The sequence below is a fragment of the Candidatus Pantoea carbekii genome (assembly GCF_000971765.1).
Classification (GTDB): Bacteria; Pseudomonadota; Gammaproteobacteria; order Enterobacterales; family Enterobacteriaceae; genus Pantoea_A; species Pantoea_A carbekii.
The window spans coordinates 144932-169048 of the sequence record NZ_CP010907.1 but is presented as its reverse complement, the minus strand read 5'-3'; the positions used below and the strand labels follow the sequence as shown (position 1 = coordinate 169048).

The 24117-nt window shown below is 32.5% G+C and carries 17 protein-coding genes; 8 read left to right on the top strand and 9 right to left on the bottom strand.

All coding sequences use genetic code 11. From position 1 onward, the window contains the following. The first annotated feature begins 7 nt into the window (after positions 1–7). Together carB and folA are read left to right on the top strand one after the other, a co-directional pair. Positions 8–3241, top strand: a complete 3234-nt coding sequence (gene carB, locus BMSBPS_RS00605; RefSeq protein ID WP_022564486.1) for a carbamoyl-phosphate synthase large subunit — start codon at positions 8–10, stop codon at positions 3239–3241. Positions 3242–3298: 57 nt separating this feature from the next. Then, positions 3299–3796, top strand: a complete 498-nt coding sequence (folA, locus tag BMSBPS_RS00600; RefSeq protein WP_022564485.1) for a type 3 dihydrofolate reductase — start codon at positions 3299–3301, stop codon at positions 3794–3796. Positions 3797–3896: 100 nt separating this feature from the next. Here the strand turns inward: folA and apaH are convergent, their stop codons facing one another. The 9 genes from apaH to leuA all read right to left on the bottom strand — a co-directional run bounded on the left by apaH (position 3897) and on the right by leuA (position 16115). Further along, complete coding sequence (gene apaH / locus BMSBPS_RS00595; RefSeq protein WP_022564484.1) at positions 3897–4709, bottom strand: bis(5'-nucleosyl)-tetraphosphatase (symmetrical) ApaH; 813 nt, start codon at positions 4707–4709, stop codon at positions 3897–3899. A 227-nt stretch (positions 4710–4936) separates the two neighbouring features. Beyond that, positions 4937–5758: a 16S rRNA (adenine(1518)-N(6)/adenine(1519)-N(6))-dimethyltransferase RsmA gene (gene rsmA, locus BMSBPS_RS00590; RefSeq protein WP_044170102.1), complete on the bottom strand. Its 822-nt coding sequence runs from the start codon at positions 5756–5758 to the stop codon at positions 4937–4939. Next, positions 5754–6749 carry a 4-hydroxythreonine-4-phosphate dehydrogenase PdxA gene (pdxA, locus tag BMSBPS_RS00585; RefSeq protein WP_046201066.1) on the bottom strand — a complete coding sequence of 332 codons (996 nt, stop codon included), beginning with the start codon at positions 6747–6749 and terminating at the stop codon, positions 5754–5756. Before pdxA ends, rsmA begins: the two co-directional genes overlap by 5 nt. Next, positions 6739–8025, bottom strand: coding sequence for a peptidylprolyl isomerase SurA (surA, locus tag BMSBPS_RS00580; RefSeq protein WP_046201065.1), 1287 nt, complete (start codon positions 8023–8025; stop codon positions 6739–6741). Before surA ends, pdxA begins: the two co-directional genes overlap by 11 nt. A gap of 46 nt (positions 8026–8071) precedes the next feature. Next, the gene (lptD, locus tag BMSBPS_RS00575) at positions 8072–10459 is read right to left on the bottom strand and encodes an LPS assembly protein LptD (protein ID WP_046201064.1); all 2388 of its coding nucleotides are present in this window, start codon (positions 10457–10459) and stop codon (positions 8072–8074) included. Between the two features lie 971 nt (positions 10460–11430). Beyond that, positions 11431–12039: a 3-isopropylmalate dehydratase small subunit gene (gene leuD, locus BMSBPS_RS00570; protein ID WP_022564479.1), complete on the bottom strand. Its 609-nt coding sequence runs from the start codon at positions 12037–12039 to the stop codon at positions 11431–11433. An 11-nt stretch (positions 12040–12050) separates the two neighbouring features. Then, positions 12051–13454, bottom strand: coding sequence for a 3-isopropylmalate dehydratase large subunit (gene leuC, locus BMSBPS_RS00565; RefSeq protein ID WP_046201063.1), 1404 nt, complete (start codon positions 13452–13454; stop codon positions 12051–12053). A 3-nt stretch (positions 13455–13457) separates the two neighbouring features. Then, positions 13458–14549 (bottom strand): 3-isopropylmalate dehydrogenase, encoded by a 1092-nt coding sequence (gene leuB, locus BMSBPS_RS00560; protein ID WP_022564477.1) that lies wholly within the window; start codon positions 14547–14549, stop codon positions 13458–13460. Positions 14550–14564: 15 nt separating this feature from the next. Then, positions 14565–16115, bottom strand: coding sequence for a 2-isopropylmalate synthase (gene leuA, locus BMSBPS_RS00555; RefSeq protein WP_046201206.1), 1551 nt, complete (start codon positions 16113–16115; stop codon positions 14565–14567). 593 nt (positions 16116–16708) lie between these two features. Here leuA and ilvI point away from each other — a divergent pair. From ilvI to murE, 6 genes are all read left to right on the top strand, one after another. Beyond that, the gene (ilvI, locus tag BMSBPS_RS00550; RefSeq protein ID WP_022564475.1) at positions 16709–18439 is read left to right on the top strand and encodes an acetolactate synthase 3 large subunit; all 1731 of its coding nucleotides are present in this window, start codon (positions 16709–16711) and stop codon (positions 18437–18439) included. A gap of 2 nt (positions 18440–18441) precedes the next feature. Continuing rightward, a complete protein-coding gene (gene ilvN, locus BMSBPS_RS00545; protein WP_046201062.1) occupies positions 18442–18921 on the top strand; it encodes an acetolactate synthase small subunit in 480 nt (159 codons plus the stop codon). Positions 18922–19597: 676 nt separating this feature from the next. Next, positions 19598–20539: a 16S rRNA (cytosine(1402)-N(4))-methyltransferase RsmH gene (gene rsmH / locus BMSBPS_RS00540; protein ID WP_022564473.1), complete on the top strand. Its 942-nt coding sequence runs from the start codon at positions 19598–19600 to the stop codon at positions 20537–20539. Then, on the top strand, positions 20536–20868 hold the full coding sequence (ftsL, locus tag BMSBPS_RS00535; protein WP_022564472.1) for a cell division protein FtsL: 333 nt from the start codon (positions 20536–20538) through the stop codon (positions 20866–20868). Before rsmH ends, ftsL begins: the two co-directional genes overlap by 4 nt. Positions 20869–20883: 15 nt before the next feature. Next, positions 20884–22620 (top strand): peptidoglycan glycosyltransferase FtsI, encoded by a 1737-nt coding sequence (gene ftsI, locus BMSBPS_RS00530; protein ID WP_044170099.1) that lies wholly within the window; start codon positions 20884–20886, stop codon positions 22618–22620. An 11-nt stretch (positions 22621–22631) separates the two neighbouring features. Beyond that, a complete protein-coding gene (gene murE / locus BMSBPS_RS00525) occupies positions 22632–24116 on the top strand; it encodes a UDP-N-acetylmuramoyl-L-alanyl-D-glutamate--2,6-diaminopimelate ligase (protein WP_046201061.1) in 1485 nt (494 codons plus the stop codon). The last annotated feature ends 1 nt before the right edge of the window (position 24117 follow it).

Here is a 24117-nt window from a genome sequence, read left to right as displayed (position 1 = left end):
ATACACCATGCCCAAACGCACAGATATAAAATCTATTTTACTCCTTGGTGCAGGTCCGATTGTTATTGGTCAAGCATGTGAATTTGATTATTCTGGTGTACAAGCATGCAAAGCACTTCGTGAAGAAGGTTATCATATCGTATTAGTCAATTCTAATCCAGCAACGATCATGACCGATCCAGAAATGGCCGATGTTACTTACATCGAGCCAATCCAATTAGATATATTATATAAAATTATTGAAAAAGAACGTCCAGATGCCCTACTTCCAACAATGGGTGGCCAGACAGCATTGAATTGTGCGTTAGAATTAGAACGTCAAGGAATTCTAAAAGAATTTAATGTTAATATGATAGGTGCTACTGCTGCTGCTATTAGTAAAGCTGAAGACCGTCTTTCTTTTGATAAAGCTATAAAAAATATTGGTTTAGAAACATCACGTTCTGGTATTGCACATAACATGCAAGAAGCTTTACAGGTTGCTGAAGAAGTAGGTTTTCCATGCATCATTCGTCCCTCTTTTACAATGGGCGGTAGTGGTGGTGGAATTGCTTATAATCGGGAAGAATTTGAAGATATTTGTGAACGAGGTCTTAATTTATCTCCTACTCATGAACTATTAATCGATGAGTCTTTAATTGGTTGGAAAGAATATGAAATGGAGGTAGTACGTGATAAAAATGATAATTGTATCATTGTTTGTGCAATCGAAAATTTTGATGCTATGGGAATCCATACTGGTGATTCAATTACTGTTGCACCAGCACAAACTCTTACTGATAAAGAATATCAGATGATGCGTAATGCTTCGATTGCAGTCATTCGTGAAATTGGCATCGAAACTGGCGGCTCTAATGTTCAGTTTGCAATTAATCCTAAAAATGGTCGTTTAATTGTAATCGAGATGAATCCACGTGTTTCACGTTCTTCTGCACTAGCTTCCAAAGCAACTGGTTTCCCAATTGCTAAAGTAGCAGCAAAACTTGCAGTTGGTTTTACTTTAGATGAATTACTTAATGATATTACTGGATGTCGTACACCTGCCTCTTTTGAACCATCTCTAGACTATGTAGTAACTAAAATTCCACGCTTTAATTTCGAAAAATTTAACGGAGCGAATGACCGATTAACCACACAAATGAAATCAGTCGGGGAAGTGATGGCCATTGGTCGTACTTTTCAAGAATCACTCCATAAAGCGTTACGTTCTTTAGAAGTAGGGGCTAATGGTTTTGATTCAAAAGTTGATTTTAACAACATGGAATGCTTAACACTTATTCGTAGAGAACTAAAAGATGCTGGTCCTGATCGCATTTGGTATATTGCCGATGCTTTTCGTGCTGGTATGTCCGTAGATAATGTATTTCATCTAACTAATATTGATCGTTGGTTCTTAAGTCAAATTGAAGAATTAGTACAATTAGAAAAACAGGTAACCGATATAGGCATCCATGGACTGAGTAACGATTATTTATACTATCTTAAACGAAAAGGATTTTCTGATGCTCGTTTAGCACACTTAACATATGTAGAAGAAAAAAAAATACGCCAGCTACGTCAAAAATATAATATGTATCCTGTGTATAAGCGTATTGATACTTGTGCAGCAGAATTTAGAACTGATACTGCATATATGTACTCTACTTATGAGGAGGAATGTGAATCTAACCCTACACAACACGTTGAAAAAATTCTGGTGCTTGGCAGCGGTCCAAATCGCATAGGCCAAGGCATTGAATTTGATTATTGTTGTGTACATGCAGTACTAGCTTTGCGTGCACAGGGTTATGATACAATCATGGTTAATTGTAATCCAGAAACTGTATCAACAGATTATGACATCTCTAATCGTCTATATTTTGAACCAGTTACATTGGAAGATGTATTAGAAATCGTAAGAATTGAAAAACCAAAAGGTGTTATTGTACAGTATGGAGGTCAAACGCCACTAAAACTAGCTCGCAAATTAGAAGCAGAAGGAGTATCAATTATCGGGACTACTCCTGATGCGATTGATTGTGCAGAGGACAGAGAACGTTTTCAAAAGGTTGTACAATCTTTAGGCTTAAAGCAGCCTGCTAATACTACGGTCAGTACTTTACAAGAGGCAATAAACAAATCGCTTATTATTGGATATCCTCTCGTTGTTCGTCCTTCTTATGTACTAGGAGGTCGCGCAATGGAAATAGTTTATAATACAAATGATTTGCAGCAGTATTTCAAAACTGCAGTCGCTGTATCTAATAATGCACCGGTACTGTTAGATAGATTTCTTGATGATGCAGTAGAAGTAGACATTGATGCTATCTGTGATGGCAAAGACGTTTTAATTGGTGCTATTATAGAGCATATTGAACAAGCTGGTGTGCATTCTGGTGACTCTGCGTGCTCTCTACCAGCATATACTTTAAGCAATGACATTCAGAATGAAATGCGAAAACAGGTAAAAAAATTAGCCTTTAAGTTAAAAGTATGTGGTTTAATGAACGTACAATTTGCGGTTAAAAATAACGAAATTTACCTAATTGAAGTGAACCCACGTGCTGCTCGTACGATACCTTTTGTATCAAAAGCCACAGGTCTACCTTTAGCAAAAATTGCAGCGCTTGTTATGATAGGGAAGAAATTAGTTGAACAAGGTATAACTCAAGAAATAATTCAACCATACTATTCTGTCAAAGAAGTAGTATTACCATTCAACAAATTTTCTGATGTCGATCCTATACTGGGACCTGAAATGCGTTCTACTGGTGAAGTTATGGGAATCGGTCGTACCTTTGCAGAAGCATTTGCTAAGGCAATGTTAGGTGCACAAAGTAATATGAAGAAAATTGGTCGTGCACTTCTTTCTGTACGAGATGTTGATAAAGCACGTATCGTTGATCTTGCAGTAAAACTGCAAAAATTTGGTTTTGAATTAGACGCTACCTACGGTACTGCTATTGTGCTAAAAAAAGCAGGTATCAAATTACGATTAGTAAATAAAGTACACGAAGGTCGTCCACATATTCAAGATCGTCTTAAAAACGGTGAATATACTTATATTGTAAATACTACTGAAGGACGTCAAGCCATTGAAGATTCAAAATTAATTAGATACAGTGCATTACGGTATAAAGTGCACTATGATACTACTTTGAATGGTAGTTTTGCTACAGTGATGGCATTAAATTCAAATCCTATAGAACACGTACTGTCTCTCCAGGAAATGCATGCAAAGAAAAAGATCACAAAAATATAATAAAATTATTTTATAAATTAATTATCTGTAACTATTCTTCTTATTTAAGTATTCAAAATGATCAGTTTAATCGCAGCATTATCAGTAGACCGAATTATAGGTATAAATAATCTTATACCATGGAATTTACCAGCCGATTTAATGTGGTTTAAACGTAATACTTTTAATAAACCATTAATTATGGGAAGACTGACTTTTGATTCTATTGGTCGTCCACTTCCTGATCGTCTAAATATTGTACTGAGTAGTCGGCCAAATAATCAAAAATATCATAATGTCATTTGGGCTACTTCATTATATGAAGCAATAAAAATTGCAAATAATGCTCAGGAAATTATGGTTATTGGTGGAGGTCGTATTTATGCGCAAATGTTGACTTATGCAGATCGTCTGTATCTCACTCATATTCATGCAAAAGTACAAGGTGACACGCAATTTCCTAATTACAAATTAAAAGAATGGAAATCTATATTTAGTGAATTTCACTATCCAGACAAACAAAATTTATATAGTTATCGTTTTGAAATTTTGGAGCGCCATCACATAATCATATAATTCATAGATATCTATTTAATTTGAAATCAGAAGGAAGACACGTCCACGTTACTGCTAATGCTTTATATAAATTTGATTTAATAATATCATAGATTTGTTTTTAATAAATTGATTTCTGAACATAATATTGTTGCGTTTCCCAGTGTAGCAGGGTAAGCATACCACCCCAACAGCAACCAGTATCTAATCCAATAATTTTATCTGGTGTTCCCTTTCCTGCTAAAGAAGCCCAATGACCGAATACCATAGTATATTCTCGATCAATTTTGCTAGGAATTAAAAACCATGGTTGAAGAGGAGTAGGTGCTGAATGAGGATCTTTTTTGCAAATCATGTCTAATTGCCCGTTTGGAAAACAAAAACGCATTTTAGTTAACGCATTAATACTAAAACGTAACCGTGCTAGTCCGGTCAAATTTGATGTCCAATTATTTGGCATATCACCGTACATACAATTTAGCAATAAATGGTAATTATCGCTTGACAGTATTGCTGATACTTGACTAGCACACATTTTTACAGTTTTTAGATCCCACTGTGGTGTAATACCTGCATGTGACATAAGTAATTTCTTTTTTTCATCTATTTGCAATAATGGTTGACAACGTAACCAATCAATTAATTCAACTACATTGTTTTCATTAAGAAGAGAAGTTAAACGATCTTTAGGTTTATTAGGGCTTATACCTGCATACACTGCAATTAAATGTAAATCATGATTTCCTAACACCATACGAACGCATCTACCTAGAGACTTGACATAACGTAATACATCAAGGGAATTTGGACCACGAGCTACTAAATCACCTGTCAACCATAATTCATCTTGATATGGATTAAATGCAACTTTTTTCAATAAACTACAGAGTTCATTGTAACAGCCATGAACATCGCCAATTAAGTATGTATTCATTTAATTAAACTCAATCAAATGCTTTACTTCAAACAATAATGTAAACATACATATAACATTGAAATAACAATACGAAAAAAGATATACTTGAACTTTGCATGCTGATGCATTACACAGATGATAGCATTATCATGTTATTTATACGGTATTTATTTTAAATTTACAAAAGAAAAAAATATAATTTTTAAATTTATTAACATCAGAGTAGAATAACATATTCTATACAACTATATAGTTATATCAATTTTATATTCAGATAACCAATTTGCCATATTGCAATATTGTTCTAACGTAATATTTTCTGCACGTAATGAAGCGTCAATATTTAGTTCTTTAAGACTCTTTTCAGAAAAGATATCACCTAAACTATTACGTATAGTTTTACGGCGTTGCATAAAGGCAATCATAGTAATATACTTTAATAAATCTACATTATTCACTCGATGTGGAGGTTGAGTAAAAGGAAGCTGACAAACTAGCACAGAATCTACCTTTGGTATGGGCATGAATGCACATGATGGAACTTCCAATATACGTATGATTTGACAGTAATATTGTGTGATTACACTAAGACGACCGTAATGCTTACTACCTGGTAACGCAACTAAACGATCGACTATTTCTTTTTGTAACATAAAGTGCATATCTTTAATCCATTCAATATATTTGAATAGATGAAAAATTAACGGTGTAGAAATATTATATGGTAAATTGCCAAATACACGCAATTTTTTGTTTTGTTTTTTTGCTAATTCTGAAAAATCAAAATTCATTGCATCTTGTTGGTAAACAGTCAATTTAGGTCCAAGAAACGGATGGTTTTTTAATCGGTAGGCAAGGTCACGATCTAGTTCAATAACGGTCAATATATCTAAATATCTACTTATAGGATCGGTTAAAGCACCTAAACCTGGTCCAATTTCAACTAATACATCCCCTTTTTTAGGACAAATACTAGCAACAATATTATTAATAATATTCTGATCTTTTAAAAAATGTTGACCAAAACGCTTACGAGCATAATGTTTTCTATTGGTGCGATTATTAATAAACATTATTGTTAATCATACTAATAGCAAGTTTTAGTGCTGTAATCAAACTTCCCGGATCTGCAAAACCAAGTCCAGCTAATTCTAATGCAGTGCCATGATCAACAGAAGTGCGGATAAAAGGCAACCCAAGAGTAATATTTACAGCACGTCCAAATCCCTGAAATTTTAATACTGGTAATGCCTGATCATGATACATTGCTAAAATTGCATCGGCACGCTGTAAATACTTCGGTAAGAAAATTGTGTCAGCTGGTAGAGGTCCCACTAATTGCATGCCATGAAGGCTGCGTAATTCATTTAACACTGGAATAATAATATCTATTTCTTCGCGACCAATGTAACCATTTTCACCTGCATGTGGATTAAGTCCACATACTAATATGCACGGATTCGGAAAAGAAAATTTTTTTTTCAAATCATCATGTAAAATATTAATTACTTCATATAAAGTATCGTAAGTAATAGCGGCAGGTACTTTCTTTAAAGGTAAATGAGTTGTGGCTAACGCCACTCGAATTTCTTTCGTTGCAAGCATCATAACTACTCGACTACTACCAGTATAATTGGCAAAGAATTCAGTATGACCTGTAAATAATATACCAGCATCATTAATTACACCTTTATGTACAGGACCGGTAACTATAGCAGCAAATTCACCATTTAAGCAACCATTACATGCACGTAGTAGAGTGTTAATGACGTAGTGACTGTTATCTTTTTCTAAAAGACCTGCAATAACTGGTTTGATTGTATCAATTTGTAGCAAAGTTAATGAACCACTTTTTTGCGGTTTTGGTTCCAATGTGGATTGATATTTAAGTAAAGTTAGTGGTAATCCCAATTGAGTGGCACGATATTGCAATAATTCGCCATCAGCGCATACTACTAGCTCAACAGGCCAATTAGATTGGGCAAGCTGAATTATCAAATCAGGACCGATGCCGCTCGGTTCGCCAGAAGTAATAACAACTCGATAATTAGTAATCATAAGTATCCATAATTTTCACATAAGCCATGCCTCGTTGTTTTTGCATCCAAACTTGTTCTTGTTCTAAAAATTTTCTATTGAATAGAAGACGATAAGCACGTTCTTTTTGTGTTTCATGGGTTTTATTAACTTTGCGAATATCTATTAATTGAATTAAATGATATCCAAAAGAAGAATGTAACGGTTTACTAATTTGACCTTTGTTCAATTGGAGGATTGCGTTACTAAATATTGGATCATAAATTTCTAACGTAGACCAACCAAGATCTCCTCCTTTTTTAGCAGAATTAGAATCGTTAGAAAATTGATTAGCTGCCATTATGAAAGTAGTTTTACCATTTTTAATACGATCAAATATTTGATTTAATTTAGCAACAGCCTGATCTTCACTCAAAAAAAGTGAAGGTTTTAAAAAGATATGACGCAGATGCACTTGAGTTGCAGAAATGCTTTTAGTTTCATCACGCAACCCGTTAACTTTTAATATATGAAAACCAACTCCGGAATGAATTGGCCCTATAATATCGCCCTTTTTTGCAGTACGCAATGCTTGTTCAAAAATCGTTGGAAGTTCTTCAATTGTATTCCAGCCCATGCTGCCATCTTGTAATGCTTCTGGGGCTATCGAATACGATATAGCTAACGTATTAAAATCAATGCCTTTTTTTATTTTTTTAATTAACTCCTTTGCTAATTTCTCCTGATCATTTACTTGTTTAGCTATTGCGTTTTCCGGCAGAGGCAAAAGAATTTGACTAATATTTATCTGTAGATGCTGAATATTTTGCAAACTAATTTGTTTGGATATAGTATCTACTTCTTCGGGTAAAATTACGATATGACGACGGACTTCATTATTACGTATCGCTGTAATTAATATTTCTTTACGCAACTGCTTACGGTAAGTAGTATAGCTTATTCCTTCAGATGCTAGAAGTTTACGTAATTGATTATGAGTGATGTGATTTTGTAAAGCAATAACTTGCTCTAACTGTTTATCGTTAACTTGTATGCCGATTGTTTTACCCAACTGTAAAATAATATTGTCCATGATCTGATGTTCAAGAATCTGATGACGCAATATTTTATCATTAGGCAACTTATAACCAATGTCATTTGCCTTTGATACCATATTATTAAAAATGCTATCAACTTCACTTTTTAACAATACTTCATTATTTACTACTGCAACAATTTTATCAATTACGTGCGGCACTGCAAACGCAGCATTAGCGGTTATCATTATACTGAAAATTAATATCCTCCAATTCTTCATAATTGTTATCCATTATTTTTTATGACGGGGCCATTACATATTGTATTTATAAAATATGTTGATAAGGTATAGCGCATTGTTGTAACATATTTCTTATATTGAATTTGTCAGAATCAGAACCTATACCACGTAACTCAATGTTGAGCGAGATTTTTTGATCATATTGACTGTTATTATTTTTTAAACCATTAATTTTACGTTCGTAACCAAAACGAACAGAATAACAGCATGATCTATATTGCACCCCTAGCATTTGTTCAAGTGATTTATTATTTAGATTATCATAATAATAGCTTCCTACTAAAAACCAAGTGTTAGCAATTGGCCAGCTTGCTATTGTACCTATCTGTGAAATTCCTTTTTTATAAACTAAATGATTCATTAGTTCTATATTGTTGAATAAACTTTCAATATATTCTGGACTACTGTAACGATAATTTAGTTGTAGCATACTATGATTAGTATAATGGTATTCTAGTGAAGTATTTCCCTGAAATACTTTGTTAAGAGACATGTTATATTGAAAGCCACTGCGTAAATGCCAACGATTATTTATTTTCCAATAAGCATTACCCATCCAGAGAGTATTCGTATGATCATTGATTTGGGTTATTTGATTATTATGTGGCGTAAAATGGTAAATTTGACCTAAAGAGAAATTGAAAAATTCATCTAAATTATTATTATAAAGATGTGTAGTTACGCTGCTTGTTATTTTATTAGCTGCAGAAATACGATCTAATCCACTATAATTATATTCATGAAATGGATTAGAATAATTCGCTTGAAATAACGTCGAATCATATGGATAAATATTATTTTGATCTTGGTATGGAATATAAGCATATTGAATATGTGGTTCTATTACTTGAATAATATTTTTTTTCCACGGCATATTAAGATTATATTTTCGATCAAATATCAATCGACCATCGATTTTAAATTTTGGTATCACCCGGTTTACAGAGCGTTTCAAGGAAATATTTTTAATAATTGAATCCTGGTTTTTATAGTGGTCAATACAGTACTGTTCATAATGAGTTACCAATAATTTTGCTTCTGTATTTACACTTGCCCAACTCCTAGAGAATGGAATATTCAATGTTGGTTCGACATGAAAACGTATTGCTTCAGGCATATAATTGTTAGTATTAACCAAGCGGACTACTTGCGCATAAAAACAGCCGTTAAATATTCTAACATTACTTGGATAAAAATTTAGATCAAACTGTGATATAGCACGATACGCTGTACTATCATGATTGTGATACGATGGCAACTTTTGATAATCTTGACTAGAGAATGTAATATCCCAGTTAGTATTTGCATATTTGATACTAAATTTTTTTGGCAAGTAGCCTTTAGTTGAATAATGATCATCTAATTCAAAATCACTGAAATAATGCTCATCACTCACTTTAGCGTAATTAGCATTAAAAAACCAATGTTTCTTAAAAACACCAACATGATTAAAATAGTACAACCAACGATTAAATTTTTTATTTTTTATTGGCGCAGTATTAAATAGTTGTGTATTGCTATCATATTGTTTGTTTAATAGCAAATAGTGTAAATTTACTAAACTTGTACCTGTCTGCGTTAGATAACGCAATTCATTTTGTAGCAGTAAACCACGTTTACTATAGTAATATGGTGTCATAGTAACATCTACTTCTGGTCTAATATTCCAATAGTAAGGTGTGATCAATTGTAGTCCATTGTTTTTACTAAATTTAGCTGTCGGAAGTAGAAATCCAGATAATCTACGATTACCAGTAGGTAACTGAAAATAGGGACTGTAAAATATTGGGACATTACCTAATTTAAAATATGCATTCCATATCTTAGTTATTTCTTCTTGATTATCTTGAATAATTTCAGAACCAGTCATATTCCAACTATTAAAACCTGCAAAGCATGATGTAAAACTACCTTTTTTTAGTATAATATAGCGATTATAATCACGTAATTGTATTTCATCAGCAATACCATGTAGCGCTTTGCCAACCATTTGATACTTAACGTTAAATACATTAATATCTTTATTGTTTAGATCCCCCCAGGCTTTTTCACCCTGTAGAAAAATTTGCTCATCATCATAATAAACATTGCCTAACGCTCTCATGGTGCGATCTAATGTAATGTTTTTATTGTTCTGGTGTTGATTTAATTGTACTTCGTCAGCATGAAAATGACGTTTTCCTTGTTTTATATCGACGTTTCCATTAAAAAACAAAATGTTAGGATATTTTCCTTTAACAGAATCAGAATTAATCGTAACTGGTAACTTATTCATATCATGTTTTAAAAGAGGAAAATTATCTTGTAGCATTTCTAGCACAGAATGTGATATAAGATTTTCCGAAGTGGCACACTGACTATATAATATTATATTAATTGCAATAATTAGTAAGATAAATCTATTTTTTTTCATTTGTGACTTCGATAATTGCTTAATAATTAAAATTATATTTTAAAATCAAAAGCTCAATTTAGTTTTAAGTATTAAAAATATACATTCCTTTCTATGGATATTTATTATCTATAAAATTAGAAGATTGAAGAAGTCATCACAATTCAGAACGAATTATTATGTTAATTCTTCAGTTTATTTTTAAACAGCATTGTTTAGAGTCTAATCACGACTTATCTATTTAGTAAAGAGTATTTAAACAGAAAACTTTATTTTATTTTAAAAAAAAATCATATATTTAAAAAAAATTTTCAACTTTCCTGAAAATCCACTCATTACTTAAGTTAAGTTATTACATAAAACTACTAAGTACATTATTCATTCAATACATACTAATAATCGATCTTAAAACTTGTTCTTTTTTTATATACAATATCCCATTGTAATAGCAACATCAGATTAATTATCCAAATATCTATCTAATAAAGAATAAAAGTAGAAAATAAGTATCTATTATTAACTAAATTTATATGAATTACATAATACTTACTTGGAAATCTTTTATTAGATTGATATATATGTTTCTTGAATTTAAAATTCGAGTAGTATATTTCAAACATTGATTAAGTTTAATACCTATAAATTCTATCAATAGATCAGAATTTATAGGTATTTCATATTATCAAACGTTTCAATTAATTTTTATATTTTTATTAAGAAAAATTATTTTTTTAATTTAAAAACATAAACCATCGAAAAATCTACGTTTACTAAGCCAGAATTCATAATAACGCATTCAGATTATTTAGAATCATCATAATCTTTTCTACTAAATTAATTTAATAATTTTTTAATAGAATCACAGACTATGATTTACAATTTTTACTGTAGTATTATGTAAACTCTATATGTCATTAAAAATAATGATATATGAAAGACATTTCTTAAATACACGTAATATATTTGTACTTTTTAATAAGTATAGTTCTAAATTAACGTAAAAACTGCAGTTGATTAATCTCATAACGAGTTATGTCCATATCGTATTGCAATGTCAAAGCAATTTTGTCAAATCCGTTAATCATACAATAACGCTGAAAAACATCTATTTTAAAATTATAAATATTATTTCCAGCTATAACATTTTGGTTTTGAAGATCAATTGTAAAACTAATGCAATGTCGTGCAAAAACTAGTTGGAACATTGTGTCAATTTCGTTATCAGTTAACTTTATAGGTAACAGTTGATTATTAAAACTATTTTCATAGAAAATATCAGCAAAACTTGGCGCAATAATTGCATGAAAACCGAAATCAGTTAACGCCCATAATGCATGTTCACGCGACGATCCACAGCCAAAGTTTTCGCGTGCTAGTAAAATACTAGCACCTTTATATTCTGGTTTGTTTAATACAAAACTAGCAGTTGGTACGGTACCTGCTTCATCATCAAACCGCCAATTATGGAATAAATGCGCACCAAAACCTACTCGGGTAATTTTTTGTAAAAACTGTTTTGGAATAATAGTATCCGTATCGACGTTTGCTATATTGAGAGGAACAACGATACCGGTATGCCGAACAAATTTTTTTAAAATCATTTCAATACTCATTAAATCATTTCACGAATGTCTTTAAAACGACCGGTTACTGCTGCAGCAGCAGCCATTGCTGGACTTACGAGATGGGTGCGACTCCCTCGTCCTTGACGACCTTCGAAATTTCGGTTGCTAGTTGAGGCACAACGTTCACCAGGATTAAGAAAATCACTATTCATTGCTATACACATAGAGCAACCTGGTAGACGCCACTCAAATCCAGCATTTAAAAAAATCTTATCTAAGCCTTCTGCTTCTGCCTGAATTTTTACTGGATTAGAACCTGGTACTACAATAGCAGATAATACGTTAGGTGCAATTTTACGACCCTTAGCAATATCTGCTGCTGCTCGCAAGTCTTCAATGCGAGAATTAGTACACGAACCAATAAAAACTTTATCAATAGCCACATCTGTTAATTTGATACCTGGCTTTAAACCCATATAATTTAGTGCTTGCTGTGCGGATGATCGATCAACTATGTTGGAAAATGATGCAAAATTTGGAATAACTTGATCAATAGCGATAACCTGACTTGGATTAGTTCCCCAAGTAACTTGCGGTGCAATGTGATCAGCATTTACAGTTATTACTCTATCAAATTTTGCATTTTGATCAGACTTTAGTGTTCGCCAATAATTAATGGCTATATCCCATTGCTTACCTTGTGGTGAAAATTGTCTATTTTTCAAATAATTAAAAGTTGTATTGTCCGGTGCAATTAAACCAGATTTAGCTCCCATTTCAATAGCCATATTACACAATGTCATACGACCTTCCATGCTTAATTTTTCGATTACTTTACCAGTAAATTCTACTACATACCCAGTACCGGAAGCATTACCAATTTCACCAATAATAGCTAATATTATATCTTTAGCGCTAATCCCCAAGACAGTATTACCAGAAACTTCGATTTTCATTGTTTTAGCTCGACTTTGTTTTAAAGTCTGTGTAGCGAGTACATGTTCAACTTCCGAAGTTCCTATACCAAACGCGAGAGCACCGAAAGCACCATGGGTAGAAGTGTGTGAATCACCGCATACAATGGTCATGCCAGGTAATGTAATACCTTGTTCAGGACCAATTACATGTACAATACCTTGACATGGGTGGTTAAGATCGTATAATGGAATATTAAATTCAGCACAATTTTTTATTAGTTTGTGCATCTGAAGCTGTGCCATTTCACCGGATGCATGAATATTTTTAGTTTTAGTGGAAACATTATGATCCATTGTAGCAAACGTCTTAGACGGTTGACGCACTTTGCGTTTATTTTTACGTAATCCATCAAAAGCTTGTGGTGATGTGACTTCGTGAATAAGATGACGATCAATATATAGCAAGGGCATTTCGTTAGGTTGTTCATGAACAATATGCGCATCAAATAACTTTTGATATAAACTTTTCATAATTTTTTATTCTTCCTTGGTAATATAGTGCGCGATAATATTACCCATTTCATTTGTACTCACCGCTGTACCATGCCCCGCTAAATCATGAGTACGATAGCCTAATTTTAATGCGTGTTTTACAGCAGATTCAATACTATTAGCAGCTTTATAAGCCTTTAAGCTATAACGAAGTAACAGCGATAGAGAAAGGATTTGTGCTATTGGATTAGCAATGTTTTCACCAGCAATATCTGGTGCAGAACCTCCTGCTGGCTCATAAAGACCAAAACCCTCTTGATTTAAACTAGCTGACGGCAACATACCTATAGACCCACTAATCGCTGCACATTCATCAGAAAGAATATCACCAAATAGGTTAGAACATAAGATCACATCAAATTGAGATGGATTAGTAATCAGTTGCATAGCAGCATTATCTATATACATATGCCTCAATTCTACATCTAAGTAATCTTTTGCAACTTCATTTACAATTTCTCTCCACAAAATTGATGTTTGAAGCACGTTAGCTTTATCAATTGATGTTACTTTATTCTGTCTATTACGTGCGTATTCAAAAGCAATACGTGCAATACGTTCAATTTCAAAACGGTGGTAAATTTCAGTATCAAATGCGCATTCTTCTGATCCATTACCTGTACGGCCTTTTGGTTTTCCAAAATAAATACCACCTGTTAGTTCACGCACAACAAGGATATCAAAACCTCGTGCAGCGATGTCGCTGCGTAATGGACAAAATTTTTCTAATCCTTTATAAAGCACTACAGGTCGTAGATTGCTAAATAATTTAAAGTGCTTGCGTAAAAGGAGAAGTGCTCCATATTCTGGTTGTTTTTGCTGTGGTAGATATTTCCATTTAGCACCTCCTACTGATCCAAATAAAATAGCATCTGCTTGATTGCATCCATTAATACAATGCAATGGTAAGGCTTGACCATGACGATCAATAGCTATACCACCAACATCATACTCGCTGGTTGAGATGTTTATTTTAAAAAGCATACAAATTTTTTCGAGAACTTTTATAGCTTGAAACATCACTTCTGGACCAATTCCATCACCTGGTAATATTGCGATATGAAAAGATTTAGTCATCAGTTATATTATTCCTTACTTATCTTTGAATTTACGCTGCAATTCTTTTTCTACTTGTTTAGAACGCCAAATATTGTTTAAAGCATTTACCATAGCTTTAGCAGAAGATTCTACAATATCAGTTGCTAGACCAACACCATGAAATTTACGATTATTATGATTAATTACTATATCAACCTGACCTAATGCATCTTTACCGTGTCCTTTTGCTGTTAGTTTATAATTCACTAATTCAGTCTCGAAACCACTTATACGATTAATAGCTTGATAAATAGCATCTACAGGACCGTTGCCAGTACTGACGGTAGTTTGGATTTTATCACCACAACATAATTGGATAGAAGCAGTTGCTATCATGTTAGAACCTGTATGAAGATTAAATTCATATAATTGAAAATATTCTGGAGCTTCTGTTTGTTGATTAATAAAAGCTAGGGCTTCGAGATCATAATCAAATACTTGACCTTTTTTATCTGCTAGTCTTAAAAAAGCATCATATAATGTATCTAGATCGTAGTCGGGTTCTTGATAACCCATTTCTTCCATACGATGTTTTACAGCAGCACGTCCTGAACGCGATGTTAAATTTAATTGTAACGTATGTAAGCCAATAGATTCAGGCCTTAGAATTTCATAGGTTTCACGGTTTTTTAAAATACCGTCTTGATGAATTCCCGAAGAATGTAAAAATGCATTAGAACCAACAATTGCTTTATTGGCAGGAATTGGCATATTACAAATTTGGCTAACAATTTTGCTTGTACGATAGATTTCTTGAAAATTAATATTTGTATTTAGCTTCATCATACTATTGCGCGTTTTAATCGCCATAATTACTTCTTCTAGTGCACAATTACCTGCACGTTCACCCAACCCATTCATTGTTCCTTCAATTTGTCTTGCACCGGCCATTAGAGCCGCAATAGTATTACCGGTTGCTATCCCCAAATCATCATGCGTATGAACAGATAGAATAGCCTTGTCAATGTTTGAAACACGGTTTATTAACTGTCTAATAATTTCAGCATATTCGTCTGGCAACGTATAACCTACTGTATCTGGAATATTAATAGTATTAGCACCAGCTTTAATAGCTGATTCCACCATACGGCACAAATTATCAATTGGAGTACGGCCACTATCTTCACATGAAAATTGTACATCTTCTGTATATTTTAAAGCGTACTTAATCATATGAACTGAACGTTCAATGGCCTCTGATAATGTACAACGTAACTTGCTGGTAATGTGTATTGGGGAGGTAGCAATAAAAAGATGAATTCGGAATTTTTTGTTAAATTTCAATGCGCTATAAGCAACATCAATATCCTTTTCTATACAGCGCGCTAATGCACATACTGAGCTATTTTTAATAATACGTGCAATAGTTTTTACTGACTCGAAATCTCCAGGAGAGGAAATTGGAAAACCTACTTCCATTACGTCTACACCCATACGTTCTAACGCTAAAGCGATTTGCAATTTTTCTTTTACACTTAGACTAGCTTGTAGCGCTTGTTCACCATCACGCAAGGTGGTATCAAAAATAATAACTTGTTGATTCATTATCATTAATGTTCCTTGTATCTGTATGGATTCAAGTTATTTAATTTTGCAAATGTAAAAACCCGTGTTGAAACACGGGTTTTTACATTTATACCATTCATAATTAACAATTAATTAGGTATATAATACTTTTAATATTGTAAACAGATAAAAATTTATTGAATCATTAAACAATTAACTCATTAAATAATATTATATAATAACATAATGTATTAAGTTATTAGCTTCTAAAAATTAAATTTTATATATTACTGAAATAACAAAAAAACAATATTTTATCTTAAATAAAATCGCATATTAGATTAATGCTTTTATAAAAGACAACAACTCCCCCATCAATACACCATGAAATAAAAAAATAATAAGCAGAATATACACAAATGATATTTACAGGCTAATTATTATATCGTTATAATATTTTTATAAAACAATTAATTTATATGAATCTGCTACATATAATACAAATAGAAACAAATCTCTCACACCAATTATAAAATTTCAATTAAATTAGCGAATTGTACAGCGATTATTAAAATTATCGGAAAATATTTGATTTTATTGATCAAATTTTCCGAACCTGGAGTTAATAAAAAATGGAAAAGTTATTATCAGGAGCCGAAATGGTCGTTTATTCGTTAATTGATCAGGGTATTAAACAAATTTTCGGTTATCCAGGTGGAGCTGTGTTAGATATTTATGACGCACTTCAAACAATAGGTGGTATTGACCACATACTTGTTCGTCATGAACAAAGCGCAGTACACATGGCCGATGGTCTAGCACGCGCCACCGGTACAGTAGGAGTAGTATTAGTAACATCTGGTCCAGGTGCAACAAATGCAATTACTGGCATTGCAACAGCATACATGGATTCTATTCCTATAGTCATTCTATCAGGTCAAGTACCTTCATTATTAATTGGCTATGATGCTTTTCAAGAATGCGATATGGTGGGTATTTCTAGGCCAATAGTTAAACATAGCTTTCTAGTAAAAAATACTGCAGAAATTCCTGTTATTTTAAAAAAAGCTTTTTGGCTTGCAGCAAGTGGACGCCCTGGACCAGTTGTTATTGATCTACCTAAAGACATACTTACGACAGAAAATAAATTTCCCTATATCTGGCCAAATAACGTAAATATGCGCTCTTATAATCCTATATTTCATGGACATAAAGGTCAAATTAAACGTGCAGTACAAACACTAATAGCAGCTAAAAAACCTGTAATTTATGCTGGGGGCGGAGCTGTTACTTCAGGTTGTGAAATAGAGTTGTTACAACTAGCAGAAAAACTTAACTTTCCTGTGACTACTTCATTAATGGGATTAGGCGTATTTCCTGGAACGCATCATCAATTTATCGGCATGTTAGGCATGCATGGTACTTATGAAGCAAATATGGTAATGCATCATGCAGACCTAATTTGTGGGATAGGAGTGCGTTTCGATGACCGCACAACCAACAATCTAAAGAAATACTGTCCAAATGCAACGATAATGCATATCGACATTGATCCAACTTCAATCTCTAAAACTGTTAATGCTCATATTCCCATTGTCGGTGATGCTAAACAAACTTTAATACAAATTCTAAAGCTATTAATACAACATACTACAAATCAACAAAAACCAGACAATTTATATCACTGGTGGCAAAGTATCGAAAAATGGCGTAGTCGCAAATGTTTAGAGTTTGATCGTAGTAGTGATAACATTAAACCACAAGCTGTCATTGAAAAAATTTGGAGTTTAACTAAAGGTAATGCATACGTAACATCCGATGTTGGTCAACATCAAATGTTTGCAGCACTTTATTACCCATTTGATAAACCTCGACGTTGGATTAATTCAGGAGGCCTTGGCACTATGGGCTTTGGTCTACCAGCAGCTTTAGGTGCTAAAATAGCATTACCTAAAGAAACGGTCATTTGTATAACCGGCGATGGCAGTATTCAAATGAATATTCAAGAATTATCAACTGCATTGCAATATGATATATCAATACTAATATTAAACCTTAATAACCGTTTTCTTGGTATGGTAAAACAATGGCAGGATATGGTGTATTCTGGTCGACATTCACATTCTTACATGGACTCATTGCCAGACTTTGTACGTTTAGCGGAAGCTTATGGTCATATAGGCATTGCAATTCAACATCCTAACGAATTAGAAAAAAAGTTAATCCTAGCCATGAGTAATCTTTCTCAAGGGCATTTAGTATTTGTTGATATTGCTATTGATAGTAACGAACACGTTTACCCAATGCAAATTCAAGGAGGAGCAATGAATGAAATGTGGTTAAATAAAACGGAGAGAACGTAATTATGCGTCGTATTTTATCAGTTCTTCTCGAAAACGAATCAGGTGCACTATCTCGAGTTGTAGGACTTTTCTCACAACGTGGTTATAATATAGAAAGCTTGACTGTAGCACCTACTCAAGATCCAACTTTATCGCATATAACAATCCAAACAATTGGTGATCAAAAAGCACTTGAACAAATTGAAAAACAATTGCATAAATTAATAGACGTACTCCGGGTTAGTGAGTTGGGAAAAATTGGACATGTAGAGCGCGAAATTATGCTAGCAAAAATTCATGCCACAGGCCATAATCGTGAAGAAATCAAACGTAATACGGAAATTTTTCGTGGCCACATTGTTCATGTAACATCCATACTATATATAGTAGAACTAGCGGGTACTAGTGAAAAGTTAGATGCTTTTCTTAATGTAATACGTGAGACAGCCAATATTTTAGAAATAGTCCGTTCAGGTATTATTGGTATTTCTCGAAGCGATTGAATAATATTTCATATTTTTCATAGAATACCTTTTAAAAAATAATTATAATATCCACTTTTTAAAAACTACTTTGTAACTATACTTTAACTCATAGGAAGTTACTGCTATTTTTCAATCAAAAAAACAACATATTTGAAAAAAATTCATAAACTTGATTCCAGTTTATATTCTCTTGTCTTAAAACTATTTATGTTTTAAGAAATCATTCTAAATTTTTAAATATTAAATTACTTTAATAATATAATTTGCATTATAAATATCAATAAATTTTTATAATATTGTTTTCATTAAATAAAAATAAAATTCTAAATTATGTCATGAAATTTAAGATTTTAATATTAAATTTTGTATTGTCTTAACAAGACATAAAATATTACTTACACTTTACCTTTACATAGCATGCTGCTCTACATAACATACAGACTTAGCATCTTAAATAATCATATCAATTTTTTTCTACTTAATGAATTTTTTAAATTTCGATTAGAAGTAATTTTTTTATAATCAAAATATATTTTATAAAAAAAAATAAGTAAATAATACAAATCCAATTTAAACTTTAATTAAATAAATTAAATTTATAAAAATAAAAATTTTTCAAAACTATTAATATTAATTTTCATTAAAAACAACCATCTAATTTTTCAAATAAATCATAAAATGTAAATTAGCTATTATGAATAATCATTTCGAACATTCTACAGTATTGCTCCATGAAGCCATTGATAGTCTGAATATCAAAAGAGAAGGTATTTATATTGATTGTACATTTGGAAGAGGAGGTCACTCTAGATTGATTCTGTCAAAATTAAATTCAAAGGGACGATTAATAGCTATTGATCGTGACCCGGAAGCAATAATCCATGCTTCTAAAATACAAGACTCACGTTTTTTCGTTGTACATGGATCATTTTCAGCTTTATTCCATTATGTTGAAGAACGTGGTCTAATTGGCAAAATTGACGGTATTTTATTAGATCTGGGCGTTTCTTCCCCTCAATTAGATGATGCCAAACGTGGTTTCTCATTTAAAAATGATGGGCCATTAGATATGCGCATGGATCCTACTAAAGGACAACCTGCAGCAGAATGGCTTGCTAAGACTACAAAAAAACAACTTGCTTTTATACTTAAAAGTTATGGTGAAGAACGTTTTGCTAAACGTATTGCTCATGCTATTGTAGAACAAAATCGCAAAAAAACAATAAGTCATACTAAAGAATTAGCTCAATTAATTGCTTCAGTCATACCAGTAAGAAAGCAGTCTAAACATCCAGCAACACGAAGTTTTCAGGCTATTCGCATCTGGATTAACAATGAACTGCAAGAAATTCATTCCGCACTTAAAGCAACATTTTTTGTATTAGCGTTAGGTGGTCGTCTATCAGTTATTAGCTTTCATTCACTGGAAGATCGTTTAGTAAAACATTTTATACGAGATCAAAGTCAAGGAATACAGTTGCCATCTAGTATTCCTATGACAGAAACAGAATTAAAAGTTTTTAGCAATCAAAAATTTAAAAATCTTGGAAAACTTACTCCAAGTGTACTGGAAGTTGCAAAAAATCCACGTTCACGTAGTTCAGTACTGCGCATTGCTGAGAAGATAGCCTTATGAACATAAATGGATATTATAATTTACCATGTATTATCAGTCATGATCTCTTACAAATTAACAAAATACTTGCCGTTTTATTAGTTGCAATTTTAATATCATCAGTACTTGTAATAAATATTACACATAAAACACGACTTATGATTTCAAAACATGAACAATTAATATCAGAAACTAATGCATTAGATATTGAATGGCGAAATCTCATTCTAGAAGAAAATTATCTTGGAGATCAAAACCGAATTGAGCGTATAGCAATTGATAAGCTACATATGAAAAATATCAGCCCTTTTGAAGAACATGTTATTTTAAAAAGAAATATTAAAAATTAGGAATTACAGATTTTGATAAATAATATAAGCAAAACGTTAAAATTAAAAAAACAAAAAAATGAATTTATTTTTTTAAAAGAACGTTTTGTATTAATATATAGTTGCATTTTATTGGCATTTATTAGTTTACTAGCACGCGTAACTTGGTTGCAAATAATTAATGATAATAAATTAATACAAGAGGGAGATTTGCGTTCACTACGAATACAGCCAACACTTAACGAACGCGGAATTATTAAAGATCGTATAGGTCGTCCATTAGCGGTTAGTGTACCAGTAAATGCAATTTGGATTGATCCAAAAAAGCTTAAAGAACATTTAGGAGATATATTATCCAATAGTCATTGGAAAGCGCTTTCAAAAGTATTATCTATTCCATTAGAAGATTTAATTAAAAAAATTAATGCTAATCCAAAACGGCGCTTTTTATATTTAACACGTCAAGTTAGTTTATCAATTAGCGAATACATAAAAAACTTGAAGTTACCATATCTTTTTTTACGTAAAGAATCACGCCGTTATTACCCGACTGGACATGCTATTTCACACTTAATTGGTTTTACGAATATTGATGGTCAAGGTATTGAAGGAATTGAGAAAAGTTTTAATAATGTTTTGACAGGAAAATCAGGAAAACGGATTGTGCGCAAAGATCTCTATGGTCATGTGATTGAAAATATTTCTTCCAAAAATAGTAGCACTATTCATGATTTAATGTTAAGTATTGACGCACACCTGCAAGAAATCGTTTATCGAGAATTAAGTAATGCTGTGTACTTTAATAAAGCTGAATCAGGGACAGTAGTATTAATAGATATCAATACCGGCGAAGTACTTGCAATGGCAAATAGCCCAACTTATAACCCGAATCATCTTGGTAATACTTCTCAAGAAATTATCCGTAACCGCGCTATTACTGATATGTTTGAACCAGGCTCTACCGTCAAACCAATGGTAATTATGACCGCTTTACAAAAAGGAGTAGTAAAAGAAAACAGTGTATTAAATACTTTTCCTTATCGTATTCATGGCTATGAAATTAAAGATGTAGTTTGCTATCGTGAATTAACATTGACGGGAATTTTACAAAAATCAAGTAATGTTGGAGTGTCACATTTAGCATTAGCGATGCCTTCTTCAGCATTATTACACAGTTATAAGCAATTTGGTCTTGGCGAACCAACTAATTTAGGATTAGTTGGAGAAAGCAAAGGCTTGTATCCTACAAGACAACAGCGGTCAGATATAGAAAGAGTTACATTTTCTTTTGGTTATGGATTAATGGTGACACCATTACAATTAGCACGAGTTTATGCAACTATTGGTAGTTACGGTATTAATCATCCTTTATCAATTATTAAAATTAATACACCGATAATCGGAAAACGTGTCTTTCCAAAAAATTTAGTTAAAAAAGTAATTCACATGATGGAAAGTGTAGCCTTACCTGGTGGAGTTGGTGAAAAAGCTGCTATCAAAGGTTATCGCATTGCGATTAAAACAGGAACTGTAAAAAAACAAGGACCTAATGGCCATTATATTAACAAATATATCGCCTATACTGCAGGCGTAGTGCCAGCTAGTCATCCTCGTTTAGCCATGGTAGTAGTAATCAATGATCCAAAAGCCGGTCAGTATTATGGTGGTGCAGTTGCTGCACCAATATTTAGTACTATTATGGGTAATGTATTACGTACAATGAATATTTTACCTGATGCATTATTCAATAACGATTCACCTAACAATCATTGATGAGGGATGAAGTGACGAATCGTAATTTATCTAATTTACTTAGTCCTTGGATCATCCGAGGCTTATTAGCTTGTCCAATTCGTCATATAACATTGGATAGTCGTGCTATTCATTCGGGCGACTTATTTATTGCTGTAAAAGGTCATAATACTGATGGGCGTTTTTTTATTTCCCAAGCCATTGATAGAGGTGCAGTAGCAGTAATTGCTGAAGCAGAAGATAAAAGAAAAAATGGAAACATTTTACAAAGAAATGGTGTCCCTATTATTTATTTAAACCATCTATCCGAGAATCTTTCTAAGCTTGCTGGACGTTTTTATCAACAACCTTCGAATAAATTGAAATTAATTGGTGTAACCGGTACTAATGGTAAAACTACAATTACACATCTAGTTGCACAATGGGCTAATATGTTAGGTGAAAATAGCGCAATTATGGGTACTATGGGCAATGGTCTTTATGGACAATTAACGTTAACAAAAAACACCACAGACTCTGCTGTAGATATACAGCATTTTCTACATAATCTAATAAGAAAAAATGCAACTTTAGCAGTAATGGAAGTGTCTTCACATGCTTTAATACAGTATCGTGTTTCTGATCTACGATTTAATGTTGCGATATTTACAAATTTGAGCCGCGATCATCTCGATTATCACGGTAATATGCAAGCCTATGAATTAGCAAAATGGCTATTATTTTCTAAACATCAAGTCGATAAAATTATTATCAATGCAGATGATGAAGTAGGCCGTCGTTGGTTGAAGAAACTACCAGATGCAGTGGCTGTTACATTAGAAAATAATTTTAAAAAAAATTTTTATAATCAATGGGTTAAAGCTACTTCTATAAATTATTATCACGACTTTACACGTATTGCTTTTCGCTCTAGCTGGGGCAACGGTGAACTTAATAGCAGATTAATAGGAGCATGTAATGCTAGTAATTTACTGTTAGCGCTAACAACATTATTAGTTCTCAATTATCCATTAAATTCTTTAATCGCCTATGCGTCTCGACTTCAGCCAATATGTGGACGTATGCAAACATTTGTTGTCAAAGACAGACCTTTAGTAATTATCGATTATGCCCATACACCAGACGCATTAAAAAGAGCATTAATAACAGCTCGTCTACATTGTAGAGGTCAACTATGGTGCATATTTGGTTGCGGTGGTGATCGCGATAAAGGCAAACGACCATTAATGGGCGCTATTGCAGAAAAATTTTCTGATACTGTAATCATTACTGATGATAATCCTCGTCATGAGAAATCAATGTCTATTATTAACGATATTCTTTTGGGATTCAATAACTTAAATAATGTTCATGTTTTGCAAAACCGTACACAAGCTATTAGCAAAATTGTGATGCAAGCTAAAACAAATGATATTATTTTGATTGCTGGAAAAGGTCACGAAAATTATCAAATTTTTGGAAAAGAATATTTGTATCATTCAGACAGTCACATTGTTAGAAATTTACTTGGCATATAAT